Genomic DNA, 4,453 nt, shown 5'->3' on the forward strand with positions numbered 1-4,453 from the left:
TCCCGCCGTACCGGCCGTGGGCCGTATCGGCGGCATGGACGTGCTGCGTGAGCCCGGCACCACCACCCCCGACGTGCTGCTGGTCTCCGTCGGCGCCCTCGCGCCGATGTGCCTGGAGATCGCCGCGCTTCTCGACAAGCAGGGCATCTCCACCACCGTCGTCGACCCGCGCTGGGTCAAGCCGGTCGACGAGGCGATGGTCCCGCTCGCCGAGCGGCACCGCGTGGTCGTCACCGTCGAGGACAACTCCCGGGTCGGCGGCGTCGGATCGGCCGTCGCGCAGACCCTGCGGGACGCGGGCGTCGACGTCCCGCTGCGGGACTTCGGCATCCCGCCGCGCTTCCTCGACCACGCCTCCCGCGCCGAGGTCATGGCGGAGATCGGGCTCACCGCCCCGGACATCGCCCGCCAGGTCACCGGGCTGGTCGCCAGGCTCGACGGACGCTACGAGCGGTCCGCGGCCGACGAGATCGAGGCCGCACGCGACTGAAACCCCTTGAATGGGCCGGTTGCACCACGGTGAAGTGGTGAAACCGGCCCATCAGCGTGAAACTGCTCACGCCGGGGCATACGCGCACTACGCCCCCTCTCGATCATGTCGAGGCCGACAAGCGTGGGAGGTATGCCGTGAGCAGCACCCTCTTCCGGACGAAGAAGGTCGAGCAGTCGATCCTCGATACCGAGGAACCCGAGCACGCGCTCAAGAAAACCCTGTCCGCCCTGGACCTGACGGTCTTCGGCGTCGGCGTCATCATCGGCACCGGCATCTTCGTCCTCACCGGCGCGGCCGCGAAGACCCACGCCGGACCGGCCGTGGCGCTGGCCTTCGTGGTGGCCGGCGTCGTCTGCGCCCTGGCCGCGCTGTGCTACGCGGAGTTCGCCTCCACCGTCCCGGTGGCCGGCTCCGCGTACACCTTCTCGTACGCCTCCCTGGGCGAACTGCCCGCCTGGATCATCGGCTGGGACCTCGTCCTGGAGTTCGCGCTGGGCACGGCGGTGGTGGCCGTCGGCTGGTCCGGCTACATCGCCTCGCTGATGGACAACGTGGGCTGGCACATGCCCGAGGCGCTCGGGACCCGTCAGGGCGCCGAAGGCTTCGGCTTCGACATCCTCGCCGCCGCCCTGGTGCTCGTCCTCACCGTGATCCTGGTGCTCGGCATGAAGCTGTCCGCGCGCGTCACCTCGCTCGTCGTCGCCATCAAGGTGACCGTCGTCCTGGTCGTGATCATCGCGGGTGCCTTCTTCATCACGGCCGACAACTACAAACCGTTCATTCCCGAGGCGCAGCCCCAGGAGGCGGGGAGGAGCCTGGAGTCGCCGCTCATCCAGCTGATGTTCGGCTGGGCGCCGTCCGACTTCGGCGTGATGGGCATCTTCACCGCCGCCTCGGTCGTCTTCTTCGCGTTCATCGGCTTCGACGTCGTGGCCACCGCCGCCGAGGAGACCAGGAACCCGCAGCGCGATATGCCCCGCGGCATCCTCGGCTCCCTGTTCATCTGCACCGCGCTCTACGTCCTGGTGTCGATCGTCGTCACCGGTATGCAGCACTACAGCCGGCTGTCGGTGGACGCCCCGCTCGCCGACGCGTTCAAGGCCACCGGGCACCCCTGGTACGCGGGCTTCATCAGCTTCGGCGCCGCCGTCGGCCTGACCACCGTCTGCATGATCCTGCTGCTCGGCCAGACCCGGGTGTTCTTCGCGATGAGCCGGGACGGCCTGCTGCCCCGCTTCTTCTCCCGCGTCCACCCGCGGTTCAAGACCCCGCACCGGCCGACCATCCTGCTCGGCGTCCTCATCGCGATCCTCGCCGGATTCACGCCCCTGCAGGAACTCGCCGCGCTGGTGAACATCGGCACCCTGTTCGCCTTCGTGGTCGTCGCTCTGGGCGTGATCATCCTCCGTAGGACCCGCCCCGACCTGCACCGCGCCTTCCGCACCCCCTGGGTGCCCGTGCTCCCGATCGTGTCCGTGCTGGCCTCCCTGTGGCTGATGCTGAACCTGTCCGCCGAGACCTGGGTGCGGTTCGCCATCTGGATGGCGGTCGGCTTCGTCGTCTACTTCCTCTACGGCCGCTCCCACAGCCGTCTCGGACGCCACGAGGAGACCACCGTCGCCGAGGTGATGAAACCGGCCCGCGGCGACGAGGAGTGACCGTCGCAGTTTGAGGCCCTGGCCCCGTATGTCCTGTTTCAGTGGGGCATACGGGGCCGGATAGCGTACGGCGTATGCGCGCCGAGTCCCTCGCCCCGCCACGCTCCGTGTCCGCACCGGGGGAGAAGCACGGCTACTGGACCAGGCTGCTGCCCCTGCTGGCCGGGCTGGCCTGTCTCACCCGGGCCCCCTCCTTCGTCCGGCCGCTGTGGAATCCCGACGAGGGCTATCTCGCCGTACAGGCGCGGATGCTGGCGCACGGGGGAGGGCTGTACGAGACGGTCGTGGACCGCAAGCCGCCGCTCGTGCCGTGGCTGTACGAGGGCATGTTCGCGGTCGCCGGATCCGAGTCGCTCACGCCGGTCAGGGTGCTGGCGGTGCTGGCCCACCTGCTCACCGCCGTCCTGCTCGCCTCGCACGCCCGGCGCCGCTGGGGCGACCGCGCCGGCCGCATCGCCGGATTGCTGTACCTGCCGGCCTCCGTGGGGCTCAACCCCGAGGACGCGCAGGCCGCCGGCTTCGAGGTGTTCATACTGCCCTGCACGGCCGCCGCGATGTGGTGCGCGGACCGCCGCCACTGGGGAGCCGCGGGGGTGGCCGTCGCCTGTGCCTTCCTCACCAAGCAGACCGGGGCGGCCGTACTGCTGCCGGTGATGTGGCTGTGCATCCGTGCGGGCGGGGGCTCGCGGGGAGGGCTGTTGCGGCTGGGTGCGGGGGCCGTGCTGCCGGTACTGGGTGCGGCCCTGGTCACCGACCCGGCCGGCTTCCTCTTCTGGACGGTCACCGGATCGGGGGCGTACGCCTCCTTCACGGGCTCCGAACTCCACGTACTGGGCCGGGCCCTGGCCAACACCGCGATCCTGGCCGTGGGATGCGCGGGCCTGATCCCGCCGGTCGTGCGGGTGCTGCGCATCGCCCGCACCGGCGCCGCCGACCTGTGGCTGTGGTTCGCCGCGTCGGCTGGGGCGGTGCTGGCCGGCTTCCATTTCTTCGGCCACTACTACCTGCAACTCCTGCCGCCGCTGGTCCTGTTGGCGACGGCCGCGCTGCACATCCTGCCCCGCGAACGCCTGATCGCCGCCGTCCTCACCTCGGCCTGCTGCTGCACCCTCTTCCTGGCCTGGGGCCTGCTGGCCCCCCGCGCCGAACTCGCCCACGCCCAGCACCTCGCAGACGCCACCGCCCGCCGCACCGACCCCGGCGACCGCGTCCTGATCTGGGGCATGCACCCGGAGACGTACTGGCTCGCCGACCGCACCCCCGCCAGCCGCTACCTCACCGCCGGCCTCCTCACCAACTACAGTGGCGGCCGCAACGGCCCCCAGGTCGGCGAGAAACACGCCATAGAGGGAGCCTGGCCGACCTTCCGCGCCGAGTTGGCGGCACATCCCCCCGCCCTGATCATCGACGACTCCCGAGGCAAGCCGTACGCACCGGAACGCCTGCCGAGCCTACGACGGTTGCTGTCGGCGGGATATGAGGAGGTGGGGGAGGTGGAGGGGGCGGTGCTGTATGCCCGAGTGGGTTAGCTGCGAGCAGCCGTGCCGCACGTAGCCGCGGGCAATCGTGCCTCCCCCAGTGCCTTAAGGGCCTGGGGGGACCCCCAGGGCGGCACGGGTGGGCGCAGCGGCACCCGGCAACGCCGGGCTACGCCACCCTTGCGTCCACACCAACCCCGCTCACCTCACAGCCCGCGGCCCCACGACCTCCGCCCCCAACTCCCCGACCCGCCCCCGCAGTTCCCGGTCCGCCGTGACGACCAGGCAGCGCCGCTCACCGACCTCGGCAACAAGCTCGACAATACGGTCGTCCCCACTGCCGGGCGCCGCCTCCACCCGTACCCCGGGCACCGACTCCACACCGCGCGCCGCGCCCTCCACCACAAGGACGATGTCCACAGGCTCCGCCCGCCCCGGCACCCCATCCGCCGCCAGCCGATCCCGCAACCGCTCCGCCGCCCCGCGCCGGTCCCGCCACCAGCCATCAGGCACCGAACCGACCACGTTGGCAGCGTCGACGATGACCAGGAGTGGCGCACTCATGCCACCCAGGGTCGCACGAGCCGCCGAGAGGGAACCCGGCAGACCCGATTAAAGTAGGGGCGTGTCAATGGTCCGTGCAGTGAACGGCGACTGGCTCATACGCGGCCGTGACGGGCGGCTCAGCGCCTACGCCCCGAATGACGAGGCCGTGTGGTGCTGGGCCGAGCGCCATCCGGGCGGCGCCTGGCTGCCCTCCCGCAAGGTGGGCGGAGACCAACGTCTGCACCCCGGGCTCGCCGTGGGCCAGGGCGCCGACGGAT

4 protein-coding genes and 1 pseudogene are annotated in these 4,453 nt (G+C 71.2%); 4 read left to right on the plus strand and 1 reads right to left on the minus strand.

The genetic code is table 11. From position 1 onward, the window contains the following. From ACTWQJ_RS46940 to ACTWQJ_RS46950, 3 genes are all read left to right on the plus strand, one after another. On the plus strand, positions 1 to 490 hold a 490-nt coding region (locus ACTWQJ_RS46940; protein ID WP_443312495.1), incomplete at its 5' end, for a transketolase C-terminal domain-containing protein. Positions 491 to 627: 137 nt separating this feature from the next. Further along, positions 628 to 2,151, plus strand: coding sequence for an amino acid permease (locus tag ACTWQJ_RS46945; RefSeq protein WP_443312496.1), 1,524 nt, complete (start codon positions 628 to 630; stop codon positions 2,149 to 2,151). 74 nt (positions 2,152 to 2,225) lie between these two features. Next, the gene (locus ACTWQJ_RS46950) at positions 2,226 to 3,680 is read left to right on the plus strand and encodes an ArnT family glycosyltransferase (RefSeq protein ID WP_443312497.1); all 1,455 of its coding nucleotides are present in this window, start codon (positions 2,226 to 2,228) and stop codon (positions 3,678 to 3,680) included. Positions 3,681 to 3,830: 150 nt separating this feature from the next. Here ACTWQJ_RS46950 and ACTWQJ_RS46955 read toward each other — a convergent pair whose 3' ends face one another. Then, the gene (locus tag ACTWQJ_RS46955) at positions 3,831 to 4,193 is read right to left on the minus strand and encodes an NTP pyrophosphohydrolase (RefSeq protein ID WP_443312498.1); all 363 of its coding nucleotides are present in this window, start codon (positions 4,191 to 4,193) and stop codon (positions 3,831 to 3,833) included. Between the two features lie 67 nt (positions 4,194 to 4,260). Between ACTWQJ_RS46955 and ACTWQJ_RS46960 the strand changes: the two are divergent. Continuing rightward, positions 4,261 to 4,453, plus strand: a pseudogene (locus ACTWQJ_RS46960) (hypothetical protein); the annotation flags it as partial.

It is taken from the genome of Streptomyces sp. KR55 (assembly GCF_052245645.1).
Lineage (GTDB): Bacteria > Actinomycetota > Actinomycetes > Streptomycetales > Streptomycetaceae > Streptomyces > Streptomyces flavusporus.